Annotated in this window: 19 protein-coding genes; 12 read left to right on the plus strand and 7 right to left on the minus strand. The window is 74.5% G+C overall.

Annotated features, from left to right (window positions below; translation table 11 throughout):
- The first annotated feature begins 154 nt into the window (after positions 1-154).
- The 3 genes from ACIBEA_RS28930 to ACIBEA_RS28940 all read left to right on the plus strand — a co-directional run bounded on the left by ACIBEA_RS28930 (position 155) and on the right by ACIBEA_RS28940 (position 3,492).
- Positions 155-1,000 carry a GNAT family N-acetyltransferase gene (locus ACIBEA_RS28930; protein ID WP_399265816.1) on the plus strand — a complete coding sequence of 282 codons (846 nt, stop codon included), beginning with the start codon at positions 155-157 and terminating at the stop codon, positions 998-1,000.
- A 174-nt stretch (positions 1,001-1,174) separates the two neighbouring features.
- Positions 1,175-1,756, plus strand: coding sequence for a GNAT family N-acetyltransferase (locus ACIBEA_RS28935; RefSeq protein WP_399265818.1), 582 nt, complete (start codon positions 1,175-1,177; stop codon positions 1,754-1,756).
- A 41-nt stretch (positions 1,757-1,797) separates the two neighbouring features.
- Positions 1,798-3,492 carry a proline--tRNA ligase gene (locus tag ACIBEA_RS28940; RefSeq protein WP_399265819.1) on the plus strand — a complete coding sequence of 565 codons (1,695 nt, stop codon included), beginning with the start codon at positions 1,798-1,800 and terminating at the stop codon, positions 3,490-3,492.
- 243 nt (positions 3,493-3,735) lie between these two features.
- Here ACIBEA_RS28940 and ACIBEA_RS28945 read toward each other — a convergent pair whose 3' ends face one another.
- The 4 genes from ACIBEA_RS28945 to ACIBEA_RS28960 form a co-directional block, all read right to left on the minus strand.
- Positions 3,736-4,596: a slipin family protein gene (locus ACIBEA_RS28945; protein ID WP_399265821.1), complete on the minus strand. Its 861-nt coding sequence runs from the start codon at positions 4,594-4,596 to the stop codon at positions 3,736-3,738.
- Positions 4,597-4,663: 67 nt separating this feature from the next.
- Positions 4,664-5,569, minus strand: coding sequence for an aminoglycoside phosphotransferase family protein (locus ACIBEA_RS28950; protein ID WP_399265823.1), 906 nt, complete (start codon positions 5,567-5,569; stop codon positions 4,664-4,666).
- Between the two features lie 16 nt (positions 5,570-5,585).
- Positions 5,586-6,062 carry a ferritin-like domain-containing protein gene (locus ACIBEA_RS28955; RefSeq protein WP_399265825.1) on the minus strand — a complete coding sequence of 159 codons (477 nt, stop codon included), beginning with the start codon at positions 6,060-6,062 and terminating at the stop codon, positions 5,586-5,588.
- Between the two features lie 8 nt (positions 6,063-6,070).
- Complete coding sequence (locus tag ACIBEA_RS28960; protein ID WP_399265827.1) at positions 6,071-6,676, minus strand: hypothetical protein; 606 nt, start codon at positions 6,674-6,676, stop codon at positions 6,071-6,073.
- Between the two features lie 156 nt (positions 6,677-6,832).
- Between ACIBEA_RS28960 and rimP the strand changes: the two genes are divergently transcribed.
- The 9 genes from rimP (at position 6,833) to ACIBEA_RS29005 (ending at position 19,097) form a co-directional block, all read left to right on the plus strand.
- Positions 6,833-7,345, plus strand: a complete 513-nt coding sequence (gene rimP / locus ACIBEA_RS28965) for a ribosome maturation factor RimP (RefSeq protein WP_399265829.1) — start codon at positions 6,833-6,835, stop codon at positions 7,343-7,345.
- A gap of 2 nt (positions 7,346-7,347) precedes the next feature.
- On the plus strand, positions 7,348-8,382 hold the full coding sequence (gene nusA / locus ACIBEA_RS28970; protein WP_399265831.1) for a transcription termination factor NusA: 1,035 nt from the start codon (positions 7,348-7,350) through the stop codon (positions 8,380-8,382).
- A gap of 135 nt (positions 8,383-8,517) precedes the next feature.
- Positions 8,518-8,790 (plus strand): YlxR family protein, encoded by a 273-nt coding sequence (locus ACIBEA_RS28975; RefSeq protein ID WP_354383781.1) that lies wholly within the window; start codon positions 8,518-8,520, stop codon positions 8,788-8,790.
- Between the two features lie 166 nt (positions 8,791-8,956).
- Complete coding sequence (gene infB, locus ACIBEA_RS28980) at positions 8,957-12,124, plus strand: translation initiation factor IF-2 (RefSeq protein WP_399265833.1); 3,168 nt, start codon at positions 8,957-8,959, stop codon at positions 12,122-12,124.
- A gap of 170 nt (positions 12,125-12,294) precedes the next feature.
- A complete protein-coding gene (locus tag ACIBEA_RS28985) occupies positions 12,295-12,588 on the plus strand; it encodes a DUF503 domain-containing protein (RefSeq protein ID WP_354383783.1) in 294 nt (97 codons plus the stop codon).
- A gap of 27 nt (positions 12,589-12,615) precedes the next feature.
- Positions 12,616-13,062 carry a 30S ribosome-binding factor RbfA gene (gene rbfA / locus ACIBEA_RS28990; RefSeq protein ID WP_399265836.1) on the plus strand — a complete coding sequence of 149 codons (447 nt, stop codon included), beginning with the start codon at positions 12,616-12,618 and terminating at the stop codon, positions 13,060-13,062.
- The gene (truB, locus tag ACIBEA_RS28995; RefSeq protein WP_399265839.1) at positions 13,059-13,967 is read left to right on the plus strand and encodes a tRNA pseudouridine(55) synthase TruB; all 909 of its coding nucleotides are present in this window, start codon (positions 13,059-13,061) and stop codon (positions 13,965-13,967) included. Before rbfA ends, truB begins: the two co-directional genes overlap by 4 nt.
- A 263-nt stretch (positions 13,968-14,230) precedes the next feature.
- A complete protein-coding gene (locus ACIBEA_RS29000; RefSeq protein WP_399265841.1) occupies positions 14,231-18,028 on the plus strand; it encodes a trypsin-like peptidase domain-containing protein in 3,798 nt (1,265 codons plus the stop codon).
- A gap of 112 nt (positions 18,029-18,140) precedes the next feature.
- Positions 18,141-19,097, plus strand: a complete 957-nt coding sequence (locus ACIBEA_RS29005) for a bifunctional riboflavin kinase/FAD synthetase (protein ID WP_399265843.1) — start codon at positions 18,141-18,143, stop codon at positions 19,095-19,097.
- A 107-nt stretch (positions 19,098-19,204) separates the two neighbouring features.
- Here the strand turns inward: ACIBEA_RS29005 and ACIBEA_RS29010 are convergent, their stop codons facing one another.
- From ACIBEA_RS29010 to eccE, 3 genes are all read right to left on the minus strand, one after another.
- Entirely contained in the window at positions 19,205-22,030 is a 2,826-nt protein-coding gene (locus ACIBEA_RS29010) for an SCO5717 family growth-regulating ATPase (protein ID WP_399265845.1), read from the minus strand.
- Positions 22,031-22,436: 406 nt separating this feature from the next.
- Positions 22,437-23,135, minus strand: a complete 699-nt coding sequence (locus ACIBEA_RS29015; protein WP_399265847.1) for a hypothetical protein — start codon at positions 23,133-23,135, stop codon at positions 22,437-22,439.
- A gap of 13 nt (positions 23,136-23,148) precedes the next feature.
- Entirely contained in the window at positions 23,149-24,480 is a 1,332-nt protein-coding gene (gene eccE, locus ACIBEA_RS29020) for a type VII secretion protein EccE (RefSeq protein WP_399265849.1), read from the minus strand.
- Positions 24,481-24,558 lie beyond the last annotated feature (78 nt).

Here is a 24,558-nt window from a genome sequence, read left to right on the forward strand (position 1 = left end):
CCGCTCGCCGGACCCCCCGCTCGTCCCGCCCAGGCCCCGTTCCCGCAGCTCGTGGGCGGGGCCCGGGCCTTTTCGCGCCGCTGCGGGCGGCATCCCACATGTCCTGCGGGTACAGTGCGGAGATCAGCGGACGTGCACGGTGAGGCCCCCTACAGTGTTGACGCAGACCACCACCCGGGTCCTGGAACCCAGTGATCTCGACGCCGCGCTCGCGGTGCTCGGCCGCGAGCCCGTCGCGAACGCCTTCGTCACGTCCCGGGTCCAGGTCGCGGGCCTCGACCCCTGGCGCCTCGGCGGCGAGATGTGGGGCTGGTACACCGACGGCGAGCTGCGCTCCCTGTGCTACGCGGGGGCGAACCTCGTCCCGGCCTGCGCCACCCCCGACGCCGTACGGGCCTTCGCCGACCGCGCCCGGCGCACCGGCCGCCGCTGCTCCTCCATCGTGGGCCCCGTCGAGGCCGCCGGTCTGCTGTGGCGGCTGCTGGAGCCGCACTGGGGCCCCGCCCGGGACGTCCGCTCCCACCAGCCCCTGATGGCCATCGAGCAGCCGTCCGCCGAGATCGCCGCGGACCCGCTGGTCCGCCGGGTCCGCAAGGAGGAGATGGACGTGATCATGCCCGCGTGCGTGGCCATGTTCACCGAGGAGGTCGGCGTCTCCCCGCTCGCCGGGGACGGCGGCCTGCTCTACCAGGCCCGGGTGGCCGAGCTGGTCGCGGCGGGCCGATCCTTCGCCCGGATCGAGGGCGGCAAGGTCGTCTTCAAGGCGGAGATCGGCGCGGCCACCGCGCGCGCCTGCCAGATCCAGGGCGTCTGGGTCGACCCCGACCACCGCGGCCTCGGCCACTCCGAGACGGGGATGGCCGCCGTGGTCGAGTACGCCCTGCGGGACGTCGCCCCCGTCGTCAGCCTCTACGTGAACGACTTCAACACCGCCGCGCGGGCCTCGTACCGGCGCGTGGGCTTCCGCGAGGTCGGCGCGTTCATGAGCGTCCTGTTCTGATCCGGACCGGAGCCGGCTCCGTACGCGCCCCGGCGGCGCGGCGTAGTATGCCGGGGGTCGCTGCCGCCGTCCCGTGCCCCCGCCCGGTGTCGCCGACCCGTGCCGCCGACCCGTGCCGTCGACCTGTGCCGAAGGCGTATCCGGGCGCGGGCGGCGCGAAGTAAGGTCGGCCGCATGCTGCCTACCTCCGGGGGCGACCCCCGCCACCCCGCCGGCGTCACCCTCGGTCCGCTCGACCTCGCCGCCCGCGTGGACGAGGCCCTGCGGGTCCAGGCCGTCGCCTTCGGCCTGAGCGAGGAGGAGGTCGCCATCCGGCGCTACATCGTGCAGCGCCACATGACCTCCCCCGGAGCCCGCGCGCTCGGAGCCTTCGAGGACGGCGGCGCCCTGGTCGGCTTCGTCTACGGGATGCCCAACGACCGTGCGCACTGGTGGTCCACGGTCGTCGAGCCGCACCTGCGCGCGGGCGGCCACGACGGGTGGCTCGACGGCTCCTTCGTCATCACCGAACTCCACGTCCACCCCGCCTTCCAGGGCCGGGGGGTCGGCCGCGCCCTGATCACCCGGATCACCGACACCGCCGCCGAGCCGCGCTCGATCCTCTCCGCGATCGACGCCGACAGCCCGGCCCGCGCGCTCTACCGGAAGCTGGGCTACACCGACCTCGCCCGTCGGGTGCGCTTCCCGAGCGCCCGGCTGCCGTACGCGGTGATGGGCGCCCCGCTGCCCTTGTGCCGCCCCGTACCGGCTCCGTAACGGATTTTCCGGGGCGCCGGGGCCCCCGGTAGCCTCGCGGCATGTCAACGCAACACGTGCAGCGCATGTCCCGACTGATGGCCAAGACCCTCCGCGAGGACCCCGCCGACGCGGAGACCCTCAGCCACAAGCTCCTCGTCCGCGCGGGCTACGTGCGCCGCAGCTCGGCCGGAGTGTGGAGCTGGCTGCCCCTGGGCAAGCGGGTCCTGGAGAACGTCTCGCGCATCGTCCGCGAGGAGATGGACGCGATCGGCGCCCAGGAGGTGCTGCTGCCCGCGCTGTTGCCGCGCGAGCCGTACGAGGTCAGCGGGCGCTGGTCGGAGTACGGCGACCTGCTCTTCCGGCTCAAGGACCGCAAGGGCGCCGACTACCTGCTCGGTCCCACCCACGAGGAGATCTTCACCCTCGTGGTGAAGGACCAGTGCACGTCCTACAAGGACCTGCCGGTGATGCTCTATCAGATCCAGACCAAGTACCGCGACGAGGCCCGGCCCCGCTCGGGCGTGCTGCGCGGCCGCGAGTTCCAGATGAAGGACTCCTACTCCTTCGACGTCAGCGACGAGGGCCTCGCCGAGTCCTACGCGCTCCACCGCGCCGCCTACCAGCGGATCTTCACCCGGCTCGGGCTGGACCACCGCATCGTCTCGGCCGTCTCGGGCGCGATGGGCGGCTCCGCCTCCGAGGAGTTCCTGGCCCCCGCCGGTGCCGGCGAGGACACCTTCGTCGACTGCCCCTCCTGCGACTACGCGGCCAACACCGAGGCCGTCACCTTCGCCCTGGCGCCGGTCGCCGGGGAGCACGGTCCGGTCGAGGACATCGCGACCCCCGACACCCCCACCATCGAATCGCTGGCCGCGCACCTGGGCGTACCGGCCTCGGCCACCCTGAAGAACCTGCTGGTCAAGGTCGACGGCGAGATCGTGGCCGTCGGCGTGCCGGGTGATCGCGAGGTGGACCTGGGCAAGCTCGGCGAGCACCTGGCCCCGGCCGTGGTCGAGTTGGTGACGGCCGAGGACTTCACCGGTCGTCCCGACCTGGTCCGCGGCTACGTCGGCCCGCAGGGCCTGGAGAAGGTCCGCTACCTGGCCGACCCCCGCGTCGCGCCCGGCACTTCGTGGGTCACCGGTGCCAACCGCGTCGACACCCACGCCCGCAACGTGGTCTGCGGGCGGGACTTCGAGGTCGACCAGTACCTCGACGTGGTCGTCGTCGAACCCGGCGACCCCTGCCCGTCCTGCGGTGCGGGCCTCCGGCTGGACCGTGCCATCGAAATCGGGCACATCTTCCAGCTCGGCCGCAAGTACGCGGACGCCTTCGGGCTCGACGTCCTCGGCAAGGAGGGCAAGCCGGTCCGGGTCACCATGGGTTCCTACGGCATCGGGGTCTCGCGCGCGGTCGCGGCCCTGGCGGAACAGAGCGCCGACGACCGCGGCCTGTGCTGGCCCGCGGAGGTCGCCCCCGCCGACGTCCACGTGGTGGCGGCGGGCAAGGCGGTGCCGCTCGCGCTGGCGGAGCGGGCGGCCGAGGCCCTCGGCGGGGCCGGGCGGCGGGTCCTGCTGGACGACCGGCCGGGGCTCTCGCCCGGGGTGAAGCTGACGGACGCCGAACTGATGGGCGTGCCGTGGATCCTGGTCGCGGGGCGCCGGTCCGCCGAAGAGGTCGTCGAGCTCCAGAACCGGGCCACCGGTGTCCGCGAGGAACTCACCCTGGACGAGGCCCTGTCCCGCCTGATCTGACGCGCGCGCCCGCCCCGGACCGGTCGGTGCCGATCCAGCCCCGCCGGCGTTTGAGGCGCTGCCGGAGGCTCCACTGCCGGTGGTGCCCGGCGAACGCGTCCGCCCCCGGCCCTGTCGGTGACGTTTTGCCTCCGGCGGCGCCTCAATCGCCGGCGGGGCTGATTTCGGGCCCGGCCCGGTCGGAGCCCATCCAGCCTCGCCGGCGATTGAGGCGCCGCCGCAGGCTCCACGGCGGCCGGCGCCTCAATCGCCGGCGGGGCCGAGCTGGGGCGCGGCCGGAGGCAATTCGGCCTCGCCGCCGGAGGCAGGGGGCCGGGGTGTCGCCGCGGGGCCGGGGGGCGGCGCCGGGGTCGCGCGTTCCAGGAAGCGCAGCAGTTCCACCGGGAACGGCAGGACCAGCGTGGAGTTCTTCTCCGCGGCCACCGCCACCACCGTCTGCAGCAGCCTCAACTGGAGCGCCGCCGGCTGTTCCGACATCACCTCTGCCGCCTCGGCCAGCTTCTTCGACGCCTGGAGCTCCGCGTCCGCGTTGATCACCCGGGCCCGCCGCTCGCGGTCCGCCTCCGCCTGCCGGGCCATCGACCGCTTCATCGTCTCGGGCAGCGACACGTCCTTGATCTCGACCCGGTCGATCTGCACGCCCCATCCGATCGCCGGACTGTCGATCATCAGCTCCAGGCCCTGGTTCAGCTGCTCCCGGTTCGACAGCAGATCGTCGAGGTCCGACTTGCCGATGATGGACCGCAGCGAGGTCTGCGCCATCTGCGAGACCGCGAAGCGGTAGTCCTCCACCTCGATGATCGCGCTCGCCGCGTCGACCACCTTGAAGTAGACGACCGCGTCCACCCGGACCGTGACGTTGTCCCGCGTGATGCCCTCCTGGGCCGGGATCGGCATCGTCACGATCTGCATGTTGACCTTCCGCAGCCGGTCCATCCCCGGGACGACCAGCGTGAACCCGGGCCCCCGGATCCCCTCCCGCAGCCGGCCGAAGCGGAAGACCACACCGCGTTCGTACTGCTTGACCACCCGGGAGGCGGCGCCCAGGAGGACCGCGACACCGGTTCCCGCGGCGATTCCCGCCGTCAGCAGCTCTGCGACCATGACGGCCTCCTGCCGGACTGACACACCTACCTACGGTATGCCCGCCGGCGCGCCGGACAACCGGCTCCTAGAGCCAGCCCGCGAACTCCAGCAGCAGCTCGCCGTCCCGGTGGCGCCCCGCCGCCAGGGCGCGGACCCCGGACTCCACCGCCCGGAAGAGGGTCCAGCCGCGCAGCCGGTCCCGGTCCACCTCCAGCGAGTCCGCCAGCCGGTTCACCCGGCGCCGCGCACCGGCCGCCCCCGCCGAGGTGGCGACCTGGTCCTCCAACCGGTCCCGGCACAGCCGGGCGAGGTCGTACTCCCGGTCGCCGACCAAGGGCTCCGGGCCGACCGTCAGCCACGGCGCCCGCTCGCCCGCCAGCACCTTGCCCTGGCGGAAGTTGCCGTGCAGCAGCACCGGTTCGCCCGCCGCCGCGGTCAGTTCCTCGCGCGCCGCGAGCGCCGCCGCGACCAGCGGGGCCGCCTGCGCGGGCGCCGTGGCGAACGCCGCGCACTGGTGCCCCGTACGCTCCGCCACCGTCTCGAAGGGGTGGTCCACCGCGGGCGCCACCCACAGCCGGCGGATCGTCCCGGCCGCTTCCAGCAGCGCCTTCGCCTCCGGCAGCGAGCGCAGCGAGACCTCCGGCTGGAGCCGCTCCAGGAGCAGCGCGCCGTCCTCGTCCGCCCCGTCCGGCGCGGGGAGGACCCGTACGGCGCCGAAACCGGCCCAGTGCTCCAGCGCTGCCCGCTCCCGGTCGGGCCGGGCCTGCGGCGGCGCGATCTTCAGCGCGGCCGGGGTGCCGTCGGCGTACCGGACCAGGATGACCAGACTGCTGCGCCCGCCCGGTGCCTGCACCCGCTGGGCCTGCACCCCACGCCGGTCCAGAGCCTTCCCGGCCAGCTCGGGCAACCGCCCCAGCCACTCCGTGGTCTGCGACGATCCCGGCGTCTCGCCGAGCGCCCGTACAAGCCGCTCCGGCGGTTCGAAAGCCATGCGTGCGTGGTCCCTTTCAGCTGGTGCGGGCTGGTTCCGCGCGTTCCGCGAGCCCAGGGAAGGCTACGCCGCCGCCGCGCCAGCGTGCCGCGCGGACCGCCGCCGCGCTCAGCGCGTCGGCCGCCTCGCGGCGCAGCGGGCCGTCGGCCGCGCGCACCAGATCGGAGTACGCGCCCGCCACCCGCTCCTCGATGTCGGCCGCGAGCCGCTCCGCGTCGCCCGGGGTGCGCACGGGGAACGGCAGCGTGTACGCCGCCTCCGCGGGCTGCGGGGCTCCGCCCAGGTCACGCACGGTGCGGGCGAGCGAATCCCGGCGGGCCACGTGGCCCCCGTAGGCGTCCCGGGCCTCGTTCGCGCGCTCCGGAGCGATCCGGGCGCCGATCACCCCGTAGCCGTAGGTCGCCGCGTGCTCGGCGGCCAGCGCGGCCTGCGCGGCGGTCAGGGAGCGGCCGCCGCCGCGGGTGGGCTCGGGAGCGCCCGACGCTCGTGTCACGGGCCTCGTCACGCCTTGCCTCCGGGGTTCGAGCTGAGCAGGTAGGTGTGCACGGCGCCGCAGGCGGCCACCGACGCGAGCAGCCGGGCCAGCTCGCCGGACGCCCCGGCCAGGGCGATCGTGCGGGCTTCGGCCAGGTCCCGCTCGGCGGTCGCGAGCGCGGTGATGGCCTCCGCGGGCTGCGCGGGCACCGGTTCGGCGCTCTTGCCCGGGGCCTTCCCGGGCGGGTTCCCGGCCGCTCCCGTCCCCGTACCCGGCGCGGTCGGGGCGGCCGCGGAGGGCGACCGGGAGGACGACGGGGACGGCTTGCCCCGGCCCCCGTCGGGGGCCAGCGCCCCGACGTGCGCGGCCACCGCGGCGCGCAGCGGCGCCAGGCGCGCGGCCAACGACGGATGCGCGGCGATGGTGGCGTCGTAACGTTCCAGCAGCGCCGCACTGTCCCGTACGGCACCCTCCCGAACCGGCCGTTCGGGTGGAGCCTCGGCGGCGTCGGTGGCGCCGGCGGCCCCCGAACAGCCGGTGAGCAGCGCGGCCGTGGCCGCGCCTGCGGCTCCGGCCAGCAGGCTCCTTCGCGAAGGCATGGTCCAGGGCACGGCGACGTCCTCGGTGGTCACGGCGGGCAGGGGCGGGGGACAGGCAAAGATCACGGTACCCGGGGCCCTGTCCACAGGGCGGACGGCAACACCCCCCGCGACCGGATACCCTGTGGACCTGACACGCGACACACGCGACGGAACCACAACAGCACACGCGGCCGAGGAGTCACCCGGATGAGCACCACCCAGAGCGACAGGCTGCGCGCATTGCTGGAGCCGCTCGTCGCCGCCCAGGACCTGGACCTCGAAGACGTCGAGATGTCCAAGGCGGGCAAGCGCCGCATGCTGCGCATCATCGTGGATTCCGACGAGGGCGTGGAACTGGACACCTGTGCCGAGCTGAGCCGGGTGGTTTCCGAGGCACTGGACGCGAGCGACGTCATGGGCGAGGACGAGTACGTCCTCGAAGTGAGTTCGCCCGGCGCCGACCGCCCGCTGACCGAGCACCGCCACTACGTGCGCGCCATCGGCCGCCTCGCCAAGTTCCAGCTGGCCGGCGAGGACGACAAGGGAGCCGGCGACCTCGTCGCCCGCATCCTCGACGTCGACGACGAGGGCATGGACCTCGAGGTGCCGGGCGTGAAGGGCCGCAAGGCGACCGCCCGCCGCGTCGCGTTCGCCGACATCGCCAAGGCGCGTGTCGAAATCGAGTTCAACCGCAAGGACAAGAAGGAAGAGGAGGCGTAGTCGTGGACATCGACATGAGTGCCCTGCGGGGTCTGGTCCGGGAGAAGGAGATCTCCTTCGACCTGCTGGTCGAGGCGATCGAGTCCGCTCTCCTCATCGCCTACCACCGCACCGACGGGAGCTTCCGCCGCGCACGCGTCGAGCTGGACCGCACCAACGGTCACGTGGTCGTGTGGGCGAAGGAGGACCCGCGGGATCTGGAGGAGGGCCAGGAGCCCAAGGAGTTCGACGACACGCCGTCGGACTTCGGCCGGATCGCCGCCACCACCGCCAAGCAGGTGATCCTGCAGCGTCTGCGCGACGCGCAGGACGACCAGACCTTCGGCGAGTTCCTCGGCCGTGAGGGCGACGTCATCACCGGCGTCGTCCAGCAGGGCAAGGACCCCAAGAACGTCCTGGTCGACATCGGCAAGCTGGAAGCCATCCTGCCGGTGCAGGAGCAGGTGCCGGGCGAGGAGTACACCCACGGTCTGCGTCTTCGCACGTACGTCGTCCGGGTGGCCAAGGGCGTCCGCGGTCCGTCCGTGACCCTCTCGCGCACCCACCCCAACCTGGTGAAGAAGCTGTTCGCCCTGGAGGTCCCGGAGATCGCCGACGGCAGCGTCGAGATCTGCGCGATCGCCCGTGAGGCCGGTCACCGCACCAAGATCGCCGTCCGCTCCACCCGTTCGGGCCTGAACCCGAAGGGCGCCTGCATCGGCCCGATGGGCAGCCGCGTGCGCAACGTGATGGCCGAACTGCACGGCGAGAAGATCGACATCGTCGACTGGTCGGACGACCCGGCGGAGATGGTCGCGAACGCGCTGTCACCCGCCCGGGTGAGCGAGGTCGAGGTCGTGGACTGGGACACCCGTTCCGCCCGGGTGATCGTGCCCGACTACCAGCTGTCGCTGGCCATCGGCAAGGAGGGCCAGAACGCCCGCCTCGCCGCGCGGCTCACCGGCTGGCGCATCGACATCCGTCCCGACACGGAGCAGGCCTCCGAAGAGGGTGCCGGGAACGACCGCGACCAGCGGTCGGACCGTCCGGTCCGCTAGTCCACCAGGACAGCGACCGGGAATAAACCGCTACCGGCCGGAGGTTCCCGGCCGGTAGACAGGTGATTACACGACGACGTCCGTTCGATTTTTCGCCCGTACGGGTGAGGTCGGTGCGGGGAGGTAGACTTAAGCGTGTCTGGCCGGACGCATGCCGGCGCATGCCCTGAACGCACCTGTGTGGGGTGCCGGGAGCGAGCGGCCAAGAACGACCTGTTGCGCATCGTGGTGGCAGGGGACGCATGCGTCCCCGATCCTCGCGGTACGCTGCCCGGCCGGGGTGCATATGTGCACCCCGCTGTGGTCTGCCTCGACCAGGCGGTACGCCGACGCGCGTTCTCCAGGGCCTTCAAGTCCTCGGGACCGTTCGACACGGCGGAGCTGCGCAAGGCCGTAGAAGGGCCGTAGAGGCACAGCGCAAGAACAGAGCAGTACGGCACGGATGCCTCCGTGCGGTCAGGTACCTCGCGAGTTGGAAGTAGGTCGAGATTGCGATGAGCACTCGATGAGTACGCGATGAGTACGCCCATGAAGTAGCGACGGTCCGGCGTAACCCGGACCTAAAAGGAGCGAAGTGGCTAAGGTCCGGGTATACGAACTCGCCAAGGAGTTCGGAGTGGAGAGCAAGGTCGTCATGGCCAAGCTCCAAGAACTCGGTGAGTTCGTGCGTTCGGCGTCCTCGACTATCGAGGCGCCGGTCGTACGCAAGTTGACTGACGCACTGCAGGGCCCCGGCGGCAACGCCGGCAAGTCCGCTGCGAAGCCCGGCGCGCCCCGCAAGGCCGCGCCTGCCAAGCCCGGGGCTCCCACCCCGGGTCCCGTTGCACGTCCCGCGGCTCCCAAGCCCGGCGCCCCGGCCCCCAAGCCGGTCGTCGCCGAGGCTCCGGCCGCAGCCGCGCCCAGCGCCCCCGCCCCGGTGACTCCGGCCGCTTCCGGCCCGCGTCCCGGTCCGAAGGCACCGGCCGCCCCGAAGCCCGCCGCCCAGGCGCCGGCTCCGGTCGCGACCGAGTTCACCGCGCCGCCGTCGGCCCCCGCTGCCCCGCAGCGCGCCGAGCGTGCCGAGCGTCCCGCCGGTGCGACCCCCGGCCCGCGTCCCGCGCAGCAGCGTCCGGCCGCCGCCCCGGGTCAGTCCGGTGCCCGTCCCGGCGCCCCGCGTCCGGCCGGTCAGGGTGGCCAGGAGCGTCCGGCCCAGGGCCAGCGCCCCGCCGCCGGCGGTCAGGGTGCTCCCCGTCCGCAGGGTGCCCGTCCCGCGGGTCCCCGTCCCGGCAACAACCCCTTCACCTCCGGTGGCTCCACCGGCATGGCGCGCCCGCAGGCTCCCCGCCCGCAGGGTGCTCCGCGTCCCGGTGCCCCCGGCGCCGGTGGTCAGGGTGCTCCCCGTCCGCAGGGTGGTCCCGGCGGCGCTCCGCGTCCGCAGGGTGGTCCCGGCGGCGCTCGTCCGACCCCGGGCGGCATGCCCCGCCCGCAGGGCGGCGCTCCGCGTCCGGGTGGTGCCCCCAGTGGTAACCGTCCGAACCCCGGCATGATGCCGCAGCGTCCCGCTGCCGGTCCCCGTCCCGGTGGCGGCCCCGGCGGCGCCGGTCGCGGTCCCGGTGCAGGCGGCCGCGGTCCCGGCACCGGTGGTGCCGGTCGTCCCGCCGGTGGCGGCGGCTTCGCCGGCCGTCCGGCCGGTCCCGGCTCGCGTCCCGGTGGTGGCGGCGGCTTCGGCGGCCCCCGTCCCGGTGGTGGCGGCGGCTTCGGCGGCGGTCCCGGTGCGGGTGGCGGTGGCCGTCCCGGCTTCGCCGGTCGTCCCGGCGGCCCCGGTGGCCGTGGCGGCACACAGGGTGCCTTCGGCCGTCCCGGCGGGCCCGCCCGTCGTGGTCGCAAGTCGAAGCGTCAGAGGCGCCAGGAGTACGAGGCCATGCAGGCCCCGTCGGTCGGCGGCGTCATGCTGCCGCGCGGTCACGGCGAGACCGTTCGCCTGTCGCGCGGTGCGTCCCTCACCGACTTCGCGGAGAAGATCAACGCCAACCCGGCGTCGCTCGTCGCCGTGATGATGAACCTCGGCGAGATGGTCACCGCGACGCAGTCGGTCTCCGACGAGACGCTCGAAATGCTGGCCGGCGAGATGAACTACGTCGTTCAGATCGTCAGCCCGGAGGAAGAAGACCGCGAGCTGCTCGAGGGCTTCGACATCGAGTTCGGCGAGGACGAGGGCGGCGAGGAATACCTCATGCCGCGTCCGCCGGTCGTGACCGTCATGGGTCACGTCGACCACGGTAAGACCCGACTGCTCGACGCCATCCGCAAGACGAACGTCGTTGCGGGCGAGGCCGGCGGCATCACGCAGGGCATCGGCGCCTACCAGGTGGGCACCGAGGTCAACGGTGAAGAGCGCAAGATCACCTTCATCGACACCCCCGGTCACGAGGCGTTCACCGCCATGCGTGCCCGTGGTGCCAAGTCGACCGACATCGCGATCCTCGTGGTCGCGGCCAACGACGGCGTCATGCCGCAGACGATCGAGGCGCTCAACCACGCCAAGGCCGCCGGCGTCCCGATCGTCGTCGCGGTCAACAAGATCGACGTCGAGGGTGCCGACCCGGTCAAGGTGCGCGGTCAGCTCACCGAGTTCGGTCTGGTCGCCGAGGAGTACGGCGGCGACACGATGTTCGTCGACATCTCCGCCAAGCAGGGTCTGCACATCGACTCCCTGCTGGAGGCCGTCGTCCTCACCGCCGACGCCTCGCTCGACCTGCGCGCCAACCCGGAGCAGGACGCTCAGGGTATTGCGATCGAGTCCCACCTCGACCGTGGCCGCGGTGCCGTCGCCACCGTCCTCGTCCAGCGCGGTACCCTCCGCGTCGGCGACACGATGGTCGTGGGCGACGCCTACGGCCGCGTGCGCGCCATGCTCGACGACAAGGGCAACAACATCGAGGAAGCGGGTCCCGCGACCCCCGTCCTGGTCCTGGGTCTCACCAACGTCCCCGGCGCCGGCGACAACTTCCTCGTCGTCGACGAGGACCGCACCGCCCGTCAGATCGCCGAGAAGCGTGCTGCGCGTGAGCGCAACGCCAACTTCGCCAAGCGCGTCCGCCGGGTGTCCCTGGAAGACCTCGACTCGGTCCTCAAGGCCGGTCTCGTCCAGGAACTCAACCTCATCATCAAGGGCGACTCGTCCGGTGCGGTCGAGGCCCTCGAGTCCTCGCTGCTCCAGCTCGACGTCGGCGAAGAGGTCGACATCCGCGTCCTGCACCGTGGTGTGGGTGCGGTCACCGAGTCGGACATCTCGCTGGCGATGGGCTCCGACGCCATCGTCATCGGTTACAACGTCCGTGCGGTCGGTCGCGCCGCGCAGATGGCGGACCGCGAGGGCGTCGACGTCCGCTACTACTCGGTGATCTACCAGGCCATCGAGGAGATCGAGGCGGCCCTGAAGGGTCTCCTCAAGCCGGAGTACGAAGAGGTCGAGCTCGGTACGGCGGAGGTCCGCGAGGTCTTCCGCTCGTCCAAGCTGGGCAACATCGCGGGTGTTCTCATCCGCTCCGGCGAGGTCAAGCGCAACACCAAGGCGCGGCTCCTGCGCGATGGCAAGGTCATCGCCGAGAGCCTCACCATCTCCGGTCTGCGCCGCTTCAAGGACGACGTCACCGAGATCCGTGAAGGCTTCGAGGGCGGTATCAACCTCGGTAGCTACAACGACATCAAGATCGACGACGTCATCGCGACGTACGAGATGCGCGAGAAGCCGCGCGCGTAAGCACGCGGCGGTTCGCACCCTCTCGGTTCGTACCGTGTCGTAACCCCGGGGCCGGTCGGCGGAATATCCGTCGATCGGCCCCGGGCGTTGCGTGTACGGTTCTGGTGTCCCGGCCGGGCGATGGCCCGGCAGGTCACCGAACCCGAACCGGCGGGATATCCGGCAACCGCATGTACGTGGGGACTCTGTCCTTCGATTTGCTCCTCGGCGATGTTCATTCGCTGAAGGAGAAACGCTCCGTCGTCCGGCCCATCGTCGCCGAGCTCCAGCGCAAGTTCTCTGTGAGCGCGGCCGAGGTGGGCGATCAGGACCTGCACCGCAGGGCCGAGATAGGGGTCGCTCTGGTGACCGGGGACACGAGCTTTTTGTCGGACGTACTGGACCGCTGTGAGCGGCTGGTCGCGGCACGTCCGGAAGTGGAGCTGCTGTCGGTACGACGGCGGATCCACGGTGATGACGACTGACTGCAAGGAAAAGAAGGAGACGGACCAGTGGCCGACAACGCGCGCGCGAAGAAGCTGGCAGACCTCATCCGGGAGGTGGTCGCCCAGAAGCTCCAGCGTGGAGTCAAGGACCCGCGTCTCGGTACGCACGTGACGATCACGGACACCCGGGTCACCGGTGACCTGCGGGAGGCCACGGTCTTCTACACGGTGTACGGCGACGACGAGGACCGCGCCAGCGCGGCAGCCGGGCTGGAGAGCGCCAAGGGCGTCCTGCGCTCGGCGGTCGGCCAGGCGGCCGGCACCAAGTTCACCCCCACGCTGACCTTCGTGGCGGACGCCCTCCCGGAGAACGCCAAGACCATCGAGGACCTCCTCGACAAGGTCCGCGCCTCCGACGCCCAGGTGCGCGAGGCGTCCTCGGGCGCCACGTTCGCAGGCGAGGCCGACCCGTACAAGAAGCCGGACGAGGACGAGGACGCAGCTGCGGAATGAGCACTGACCGCACCCCGCCGCCGGACGGCCTTGTCATCGTCGACAAGCCGTCCGGCTTCACTTCGCACGACGTGGTCGCCAAGATGCGCGGGATCGCCAAGACCCGCCGCGTCGGCCACGCCGGCACGCTCGACCCGATGGCCACGGGGGTCCTCGTCCTCGGCGTGGAGAAGGCCACCAAGCTGCTCGGCCACCTCGCGCTGACCGAGAAGGAGTACCTCGGTACGATCCGCCTCGGCCAGAACACCCTGACCGACGACGCCGAGGGCGACCTCACCTCCTCCACGGACGCCTCCGGGGTGACCCGCGAGGCCGTGGACGAGGGCATCGCCAAGCTCTCCGGCGAGATCATGCAGGTCCCGTCGAAGGTCAGCGCCATCAAGATCAACGGCGTACGGTCCTACAAGCGCGCCCGTGACGGCGAGGACTTCGAGATCCCGGCCCGCCCGGTCACCATCTCCTCGTTCCACGTCTACGACATGCGCGAGGCCGAGGCCGAGGACGGCACCAAGGTCGTCGACCTCGTCGTCTCCGTCGTCTGCTCCAGCGGTACGTACATCCGCGCCCTCGCGCGCGACCTGGGCGCCGACCTCGGCGTCGGCGGTCACCTCACGGCGCTCCGGCGCACCCGGGTGGGCCCGTACAAGCTGGACAAGGCGCGCACCCTGGAGCAGCACCAGGAGGAGCTCACCGTCATGCCGATCGCCGAGGCGGCGGCAGCGGCGTTCCCGCGCTGGGACCTCGACGCCCGGCGCGCCGCACTGCTCGGCAACGGCGTGCGGCTGGAGATGCCGGAGGAGTACCCGGTGGGCAGGACCGTCGCGGTCTACGGGCCGCAGGGCACGCTCCTCGGGCTGGTGGAGAACAAGGGCGGCAAGGCGAAGTCCCTGGCGGTCTTCGTCTGACGCGCCGGCCGCCGGGTCGTGCCCGGCGGCGCTCGACGCCTTTCGACGTGGAGCGGTGAGCGCTCGAAGACCGCTGCTCACCGCTCCACGACCCCCCTCGGGTAGGTCTCTATCCACCCGGACCCCCTTATTCACCCGTCCGAGCAGGCGCTCGGAGTGAATGGAGGGAGCGAAGGGGGGCGCTTTCGCGACGCGTGCTTTTCGCGCTGATCTTCACCGACCTACCGTCGTGAGTACGGGCGTGGCGGGGAGCGGGTGCGGCGATGGCGTTCACGGGTGGTACAGGCGTTACGGGCGGTACGGCTGGTTCGGGCGGTGAAGGTGCTGAGGGCGCCGAGGGTGCCGAGGGCGCCGAATTCGGCGCGGCCGATCCGGAGCGCGAGGTGGGACTGGTCGGGATCTTCGACCCGGCCGGGCACCCGCGGGGGAGCGGCTTCGTCGCCGATGACCGCGGGACGGTACTGACCGCCCACGAAGCGGTGGAGGGCCTCGACCGGGTCCTGCTGCGCGGGGCCGGGGAACGCGGCCGGCTCGCCGCGGCGGACCAGGTGACCCTGCTGCCGGGGACCGCGCTGGCGCTCGTACGGACCGACGGACTCGGGGTGCGGCCGCTGCCGGTGGCCGCGCGGGAGGCGGTCGAGCCGGGGGCGTACGTCCGGCTCGCCGCGCGGGGCTGGCGGCAGGCACGGGTGCTCGGGGGCGCGCAGGTCACCTACCGGACGGTCGCGGACCGGGTGGGGGACGGCGGGCCGTGGCCCGTCGCCGCGGCGGTGGAACTGGCCATCGGCACCGACGGCCGGGACGCCCTCAGGCTGGGCGGGGAGGTCTGCGGAGGTCCCGTGCTGGACGCCGAGACCGGCTCGGTGCTCGCGGTGGTGAGCACCGCGCTCCAAGCGGACCAGCGCTCCGGAACCTTCGTGGTCCCCCTGCACGCGGCGGCCGCGGCCGACCCGCGGGGCCCCCTCGCCGAACTCCTGGCCCGCAACGCCGCGACCGTCCCCGGCTACGGGGACGACCTGAACCTCGCCGGGGCCCTCCAGCTGACCGGGATGACGAGGGGACCCGCGGCCCCCGCGCCCGCCGTGGAGGCGGTGGAACGGGCGGGCACCGTCCGGGAGTTCGAGGTCTTCCTCGCCTCCGGGCGGCCGGTCCTGGGCCTGGTCGGAGAGCCGGGCGCGGGCCGCACCACCGAGCTGGCCGCCCTGGCCGCCCGCCGGGCCCGCGGCTGCGAGCCGGCCCCGACGGTGTGGCTGCGGGGCGCGGACCTGCTGGCCACCGACGGCTCCGTGGGCGAAGCGGTGGGGCGGGCGCTGTCGGAAGCGGCCCGCATCGTGGCCGCACCCCGGATCCCGACCGTCGATCCGGAGCTCGGGGAACGCGTGGCGGCGCTGGCCGTGCGCGCCCGGCGGCCGCTGCTGGTCCTGCTGGACGCGCCGGAGGAGATGCCGCCGCACCTGGCCCACCGGCTGGCGGACTGGACCGCCGGCACGGCGGCCTGGCTGACCCGGACCGGCGCGCGGCTGATCGTGGCGGGGCGGCCGGAACACTGGGAGCGGGCCGGCGCGCTCTATCCGCCCGAGGCCCTGCACACCCCCGGCCGCCCGGCCCGCCGCCTCCCGCCGGCGCTGCGGCTCGGCGACCTGACCCCGGACGAGGCCGCGCTGGCCCGGTCCCGCTACGGCGTCCCGGACGACGGCGTCCACCCGCTGGCCGCCCGCCACCCGCTGGCGCTGCGGCTGCTGTCGGACGTCCGCGCGGCCGGCGTCACCTCGGGCCGACCCTCCCGGAACGAGATCTTCGCGGCCCACCTGGACCTGATGTGCCTGCGCGTCGCGGTCCGCGTATCGGCCTCCCCACTGACCGCGGACCCCGCGCCGGAGGCCGCCGGGTCGTCCGGCCCGGGAGCCGGTGGCGCCGCGCTGTCGACGGACCCGGGGGAGCGCGGTGGTCCGTACGGCGTCGCCGACACGACGGAACCGGAGACGGAGGCGGAGCCCTCCGCGTCCGGGGACGCGGTGCACGACGCCCCCGGCTGGTGGCTGCCGCCCGCCCCGGAGACGCCCTGCGAAGGCGGCGTCACGGAGCCCGGCCCGGAGTCGCAGCCGGAGCCGGAGCCCGGGGCCGGGCGCAGGCCCGGGGGAGGGGTCGGGGTGCACGGGCCCGGGGTCCGGCGGTTGGCGGCCCGCGTCGGCGGACGCGTGCACGAGGCGGCGCGGCGGTGCCTGGGGCCCGGGCAGGGGCAGTTGGACCGGGCCTCCTTCGAGGAGCTCTTCCCCTGGCGCACCGGCTGGGCCTCGGCCGTGCTCGCCGAAGGGCTGCTCGTGCCCGCCGGCCCCGGCGGCTACCGGCTCGCCCACGAGGAGCTGTCCGATTGGCTCCAGGCCGCCCACCTCGACGTGCCGACCGCCCTCGACACCCTGGTCCACCACCCCGATGTCGCCCTGGGCCTCCCCGTCCCGCGCCACCGGATCGGACCGGTGCTGGAGGCCCTCCTGCTGCTGCCCGACCCGGCCCTGACCGGGGTCCTCACCCGGCTCGTCGAGGTCCTGAACCGGCTGGCCGAGCGCGGGGCCGAGGGGATCGCCGGGAGCGACGGGAGCGACGGGGACCGCGGCTGGTGGGCGGAGCGGCTCGTGCGCGGGGCCCTGCTGCGCCGCTACGACGTCCTGCCCCAACTCCCCGTCCTGCACGCCCTCGCGGAGCACGTCTCGCGCGCCGGTCCCGGGGAGTTCGGCGGCTGGTTCTGGAACCGGCTGCGGTTGCCCGAAGCCGACCGCCTCGACCTGCTGCGCCGCCTGCTCCCGGCGGACCCGGCGCCGGATCCGGCGACAGGTCCGGCGCCGGGTCCGCCGGGAGCCGGCGCGGACCGCTTCCTCGACGCCGCGGCCCGCCGCCTCGCCCGCGACGCCCGCTCCGTCCAGCCGCTGCTCTGCGCCTGGTTCGGCGACGAGCGCCGCCTGCACGGCCGTCCCGGGGCCACCGTCGCCACCGCCGCCCAGGCCCTGCTGCACACGCACCGCCGCTTCGCGGTGGACGACCTCACCGAGGCGCTCGTCACCGCCGCGCACCCCCGCGCCGACGAGCTGCTCTCCGTACTCGCCGAGGAGGAACCCTCCGCCGTCAGCCGCGCCGTGGACCGGTGGGCCCACGACGAGCGCCCGGAACGCCGGGTCGCGGCCGCCGCGTACGCACTGGCGGCCGCCCCGCACGTGCGCACCCCCGCGGACCGGGAACTGCTCCGCTTCGCCGCCCAGGCGCTCCTCGCCCGCCCGGCCGACGCCTCGCTGCACGGCACCGCCTTCGCGATCCTCCTGCGCGACCCGCAGGAGCGGGCCCGCCACCTGCCGGACGCGCTCGCCTGCTTCCGCGCGCGCAGCTCCCGGCTGCCCGCCGCCGAGCTGGTGGCCGCGCTGCCCGTCCTCCCCGACCAGGACGCCGTCTTCGACGCGCTCGCCGACCGGGCCGACGGCGAGGTGCTGCGGGCGCTGGCCGTGCTGACCACGCCCGCGCTGGCCCGACGGGCCGCCGAGCTGGTCCGGGCCCACCTCGCCCGGCACCCCGAGGACGCCCCGCACGCGGCCGCCTTCGTGCACCACCGCCTGGGGCAGGGCCCCTGCGCCGGCCCGGTGCTGCGCCCCTTGGTGCTGCACCTGCTGGACGGGCCCGTCGGCGTGCGGACCGCGCTCGCCGAGGTGCTCGCGGCGCCGGGCGGGGACGACGCGTACGCGCTGCGGGACGAGCTGGTCGACGTACTCCTCGACACGGAGGCCGACGTGCGGGTACTGGACGCCCTGCTCGGCGCCGTGGCGCTCGGCGCGGCCGCGCGGCCCGCCGAACGGAGCCGGGAGCTGCTGCGGCGCACCGGGCGCGGGCTGCTGCACGCACCGGGCGGTGCGGCCGTCTTCGACCGGCGCACGGTCGAGCTGGCGCGCGCCGTCCCCGCCTTCGGGGCGCTGGCGGCCCGCTGGTTGGCGCAGGACCCCGCGGAGGCGGCCTCGCTGCTCGGGCCCAGCGCGCGGCGGATGATCGAGACGCTGCGCCCGGACTCGAGGGCGCCTTGACGTGCCCCTGACCTGAGGCAGATGCCGATGCGGGCCCCGGAGCACCGGCATGGCAGTCTTAGACCTGCAATCTCTACAGGTACGACACGGGTTCGGGCGAGGAGCGGTCACAGTGCAGCGCTGGCGTGGCTTGGAGGACATCCCCCAGGACTGGGGACGCAGCGTCGTCACCATCGGCTCGTACGACGGTGTGCACCGGGGTCATCAGCTGATCATCGGACGGACGGTGGAGCGGGCGCGCGAGCTCGGCGTCCCGTCCGTCGTCGTCACCTTCGACCCGCACCCCAGCGAGGTCGTGCGCCCCGGCAGCCACCCGCCGCTGCTGGCCCCGCACCACCGGCGCGGCGAACTGATGGCCGAGCTGGGCGTCGACGCGCTGCTGATCCTGCCGTTCACGGCGGAGTTCTCGCAGCTCTCCCCGGCCGACTTCATCGTGAAGGTCCTGGTCGACAAGCTGCACGCGCGCACCGTCATCGAGGGCCCGAACTTCCGCTTCGGCCACCGGGCCGCCGGGAACGTCGCCTTCCTCGCGGAGCTGGGTGCCACCTACGACTACGAGGTCGAGGTCATCGACCTGGTCGTGCGCGGCACGGCGGGCGGCGGCGAGGCCTTCTCGTCCACGCTCGTGCGCCGACTGGTCGCCGAGGGCGACATGGAGGGCGCGGCCGAGATCCTCGGACGGCCGCACCGGGTCGAGGGCATCGTGGTGCGCGGTGCGCAGCGCGGTCGCGAGCTGGGCTATCCGACGGCGAACGTCGAGACCCTGCCGCACACGGCGATTCCGGCGGACGGCGTCTACGCGGGCTGGCTGACGGCCGACGGCGAGCGGATGCCCGCGGCGATCTCGGTCGGCACGAACCTGCAGTTCGACGCGACCGAGCGGACGGTCGAGGCGTACGCGATCGACCGCGTGGGGCTGGACCTCTACGGGCTGCACGTGACGGTCGACTTCCTCGCGTACGTGCGCGGAATGGCGAAGTTCGAGTCGCTGGACGGCCTGCTGGAGGCCATCGCGGACGACGTGAAGCGGGCGCGGGTGCTGACCGACGTCTACGACGCGGAGCACTGACCGGCGACCTCGACGCGGAGCGCCGGCCGCCCGGTCGGCGCCGCAGGAACGGGTGAGGGCCCGTACCGTCCCCTGGACGGTACGGGCCCTCACTGTTGCCGGTGGCGCTACTGGCGCGGGTCCTGCGGCGGGGCCGGGGGCTGCTGCGGCCAGCCCTGGCCGGGCTGGGGCTGCTGCTGCGGGTACGGCTGGGCGTAGGGCTGCGGGGGCTGCTGCTGGGGGTGGGGCTGCGCGGGCGGCTGTTGCGGTTGCTGGGGCTGCTGGGGGGCGTAGGGCTGTGGCGGCTGCTGCTGCGGCTGGCCGTACGGGGAGTGCGGGGGGTAGGGGTACGGCTGCGGGGGCGCCTGCGCGGGCTGGGGCTGCGGCGGTTGGGGCTGCTGGGGTGCCTGCGCGGCGTGGGGCGGGCCCTGCTGCCAGTGCGGCGGCGCCTGGGCCTGCTGCGCGCGGACGAAGTCCTCGGCGACGAGGGCGGAGAGGTTGAAGTACGCCTCGCGCGTCTTCGGCCGCATCATGTCGAGGTCCACTTCGGCGCCGGCGGACAGGTGCTCGTCGAACGGCACCACGACTACCCCGCGGCAGCGGGTCTCGAAGTGCTGGACGATGTCCTCGACCTTGATCATCTTGCCGGTCTCGCGGACCCCCGAAATCACGGTGATCGAGCGCGAGACGAGGTCGGCGTACCCGTGGGCGGAGAGCCAGTCGAGCGTGGTGCTGGCGCTGCTCGCACCGTCCACGGACGGGGTCGAGATGATGATCAGCTGATCGGCCAGGTCCAGGACCCCGCGCATCGCGGAGTAGAGCAGCCCGGTGCCCGAGTCCGTGAGGATGATCGGGTACTGGCGGCCCAGCGTGTCGATCGCGCGCCGGTAGTCCTCGTCGTTGAAGGTCGTCGAGACGGCCGGGTCCACGTCGTTGGCGATGATCTCCAGCCCGGACGGGGCCTGGGAGGTGAACCGCCGGATGTCCATGTACGAGTTCAGGTACGGGATGGCCTGGACGAGGTCGCGGATCGTCGCCCCCGTCTCGCGGCGCACACGGCGCCCGAGGGTGCCGGCGTCCGGGTTCGCGTCGATCGCCAGGATCTTGTCCTGGCGCTCGGTGGCCAGCGTCGCGCCGAGGGCGGTGGTGGTCGTGGTCTTGCCGACGCCGCCCTTCAGGCTGATGACCGCGATGCGGTAGCAGGACATGACCGGGGTGCGGATCAGCTCCAGCTTGCGCTGGCGCTCCGCCTCGGCCGCCTTGCCGCCGAACCGGAAGAGGCCCGCCGCGCCGCCGGAGCCGCCCGCGCGGTTGCTCTTCGGCTTCTGCTTGTTGCGCAGGAGGCGGTCGGAGGACAGCTCCACCGCGGCCGTGTAGCCGAGCGGGGCGCCGCCGGTGGGCGAGGCCGAGGGGTAGCGGGGGTCCTGCGGGCCGGGCGCGCCGGGGCCGCCGGGCTGCGGCCACTGCTGGCCGAGCCGGGGGTCGCCCTGCGGCGGTGCCTGCGGGGTCTGTGGGGCCTGGGGTGCGTGAGGCGCCTGCGGCTGGCCCCAAGGGGCGCCGGTCTGGGGCGGGTTGGGCGCTGCCGGGTAGCCGTAGCCGGGCGGTGCGGTGGGCGCCGGGGCGGGTGCGGGTGCGGGCGCCGGTGCGGGGGCCGGGGGGTACCCGTACGCCTGCTGCGGGTCCGGAGCCGGGTCGTCCACGGCGTGCGAGGGGAACGCGGCCGGCAGCGGCGGCAGTTCGGCCGGCGCCGCGGGAGCGGACCAGGGCGGCCCGGGGACGGCGTCCTGCGGCTCGGCGGCCGCGGCGGGCGCCGGTGCGGCCGCGTACGGAGCCGGGAAGGGAGCCGGGAACGGAGAACTCCCGTCGCCCGCGGGCGCGTCGGCCACGCCGCGGTACGGGTCCGGGGCCGTCGCACCGCTCACCGGCGCGGACGCGGGGGCGGTTTCCGGAGCGGGGGGGAAGTGCGGGGTCGGGCCGGTCGGCGGCGTGGCCGAACCGTTCGCCGGGGACGGCTCGACGGCGCCGGACAGCGGTACGGGCGAGCCGTCGGCCGGGGTCGCCTCCGGTCCGGCCGAGGCGGCGGAGCCCTTCGGGAACACGGTCACCGAGTCACCCGCGGGGGTGAACCCGGAACCACCGCTCCCCTCCGCGTCGGCGGAGCGGGGCGCGCGGTCGTCCGCGACCGGGGCCGCAACGGCCGCGCCGGGGTGCGACGCATCCGGATGCGTACCCGCACCCGCGAGCGCGGAGTAGGGGCCCCCGCCGGGCGTCTGAGCGGCAGCGTCGGGCGCGCCGGGGTACGGCGCCGGCGTCACCACGTCGGCGTCGGCAGCGGGCGTGCCCGGGTCCGTGCCGGGCGCTGCGGGGTACGGCGTGACCGCACCGGAGCCGGCCGGCGCCCCCGGGTACGGCGTGAGCGCATCGGTCCCGGCGGGCGTGGCGGGGTAGGGCGCGAGGCCGTCCCCGGTCGGGCCGGCGTCGGGAGAGCCCAGGGGCGGAACACCCGCGCCCTGGTGCGGCGAGGCGCCACCCGTGGCCGGGTACGGCGCCGGGGCCGCGGTCAGGGGCGTGTCGGCCGCGGCGGGGTGCGGCGCGGCCGCGGGGGCGGAGCCGGTCGGGGTCCCATCCGCAGGCGCATCCGTACCCGGAACGCGCGCCGCCGGGAACGGGGAGCCCCCGGTCGCCGCGGCGGGGCGGGGGTCCGCGGCCTGCGCCGGGACCGGCGCGATCCGCATCGTCGACGGGGAGGTGATGTCACCCGGCCGGTGCGGTTCGAACCCGCTGCCCGCCGGGAGGTCCGGCGGGGTCGGGCCCGCCGGCGCGTCCTGCGTGTACCAGGCCGGCGGGGTGTAATCGATGGTGAACTCGCCCGTCAGCTCGGGCTCCGCGTCGGACTGATCGTCCGTCGGGACGTTCCACGTCCCGCCGCGGCTCTCGTTCCGATCGCCGTTCACTGGTCCTCCTGGTCTGGTCGAACACCGGGCCGGCGCCCCCATCGGCACCGCGCCCACGGTCAGCCTAATCGCGCCCGGCGCAGGCCTGCGGCCCCGACCCGTCACCGGCGCGGACGCCCGACGGGTCGGTCCGGTTCCGGTCGCGTGCCGTCGGCCGGCCGCGCGCCCCCGCCCGCGGGGCCCGCGTGCACGGCCCCGCCGCCGGGACGGGCGCGCGACGGGCGCGTACGAAGACGCCTGCCCGCGCGGCGCCCCGCGCAAGCCGGGCGGGCCCGACGGGCTGCGGAAACCCCCCGCCCACGACGCCCACGGGAACCCCCGGCCCCCGAGGACACCCCCGCCACCGGAACCACCGCATCCACGGCCACCCGGCCGGGGCGCCGAGCGGTCCCCTCCGCCGGTCCGCTCAGTCGATCCGGCGGGCCGCCCCCAGCAGCCCCGTCTCCGCATCCGTGCCCTGCGTCATCACGAACTGCCGGTCCCGCGGCGTGCACCACAGCGTCACGCCGTCGCCGAGCGTCGGCAGCGACTCCACCGCGCCCCGCGGCAGGTTCATCAGCCGGCCGAGCTGGTCCGCCTCGTCGGGGGACACCCGCTGCACCCCCACCAAGGAGGACTGCTGGAGCAACCTCGGCGCGGTCGGGCTCAGATAGGGCAGCAGGGTCAGCACGGACTGCCAGGGCCCGGCCACCACCCGGCCGCGCGGCGGGCGCATCCCGCAGTCGCGGATCACCAGCACCGGGCTACCGGCCGACGCGCCCTGCGGGGGCACCCGGCCCACCTCGTGCAGGGTCACGCACTGCTGGCCGCCGCCCGCGGCCTGCGCCAGCCCCGACCAGACCTGCGGGCGCCCGGTCTCCACCGCCACGCGGGCCCCGGTCGCCGCCGCGCGCAGCGCGAGCACCTGGGCCGTCCACAGGCCGCCGATGAGGGTGACCTCGTACGGCGCGGGGCGGTTGATGCCGAGCACCGCGGGTCGGCCATCGGCGTCCACGCCTATGACCACGCCGTCGTCCCCGATCGGCAGGGCCAGCCCGTCCAGGTCCGCGGCGGGCATCGCGTGCCGCTCCCGGCGCGGGCCGACCAGCCCGTATCCCACTCTCATCGTGATCCCACCGTCATCGTGCGCCGCCGAGGGGCAGCGAAGCCAGTACGCCCGGCAGCTGTTCGCGGTCCAGTCGGACCAGCGCGGTCTTCACCCCGCGCGCGGTGGTCTCCAACGCCCGCCGCGCGGCCACCAGTTCCTCGTCGCTGCGCCCGGTGATCCGGACGTGCCCCGTCACGGTGACCCCGTGCCGCTCGGCCGGGGCCAGGGTCAGGCTGAAGTTGGTGGCCAGCGCGGGCAGCGAGGTCAGCAGCGCGACGAACTGCGGCAGCGGCGCCGCGCCGCCGCCCAGCTGCGGCCAGCGCGAGATCCAGTACGTCGTGTGCCGCCGGTCGTCGCAGCGCCAGGTCCGCGGGGTCTCCTCGGTGCGCCGCCCGGGCGTGCCCGCGCGGCCGGCCGCGCGACCCGCCTGGGTGATCGCCATCGGGTTCGCGCACGAGGAGGTCGCCAGCGCGGCCGTCAGCTCCTGCTCGGTGAGGACCGTGGCCCGGAAACCGGCCCCGGCGAGGCGGCTCGCCAGCTGGTCGGCGGCCCGCACCACGCAGCGCTGCGCGCCCGCCAGGCCGCCGCCGCGCGCGGCGACCGCCTCCGGGCACAGTTCGGGGTCGAGCTTGAGCGCGATCCAGGTGAGGCGGACGGCCGGGGTGCCGGTCAGGGCCTGGAGGGGCGCGTAGTTGCGGGTGGCCATCGACTGGGCGGGCAGGTGCGGCGCGGGCGCGGGCTGGGTGTGCTGCACCAGCTGCGCCGACTCCAGCCGGATGCCGTCCACTTCGAGGACGTCCCGCACGATGCCGAGCGGCAGCGGCCGCGCGGAGCGGTCCGGGCGCAGCGCGGTCGCGTCCATGTCGACCTGGACGACCGCGGTCAGGAAGGTCCCGTCGCCGATCATGCCGACCGGGCGGCGGTCGCGGTCGCTGAACGTGCAGGTCCGCAGTGCCGGATCGGCTTCGACGAGCGGCGCCAGCCCCGGTTCGGTGCCCGTGGGCACGGGGGAGGAGGCGGCCCGGCGGCGGCGTGCGCGCAGCGCGAGCGCGGTACCGATCCACTCGGGCAGCGAGCGTTGGTGGCGGCGGACGACCGCCAGCAGGAGGAGCACGGCCGCCAGCACACCGGCCGGCACCAGCAGCAGCGGGTCCACCACCCAGGCGACGAGCAGCACCGCGGCCGCGACCTGGACCAGGACGAGCTGTTGCAATCGGAACGGTCCGAACCGCCCCGGGCTCGACCGGGGGTGTGGTGTCACACCTGACGCGGTACTCGAATTCCCCGTGTGTTCCCGGGCGGACGGCGCGCCGCGCTCCGGTGCGGCTTCGGCCGCACGCCGCTGCCTCGCGGTCGTCCTCACTGGCGGACCTCCCCTTCCCGGGGCCGGGCCCCGTGAGTTCCGACCATGCGGCACCTGCCCGCGTGACCCCGGAATCTC

Origin of the sequence: Streptomyces sp. NPDC051555 (assembly GCF_044454405.1) — a bacterium.
Lineage (GTDB): Bacteria > Actinomycetota > Actinomycetes > Streptomycetales > Streptomycetaceae > Streptomyces.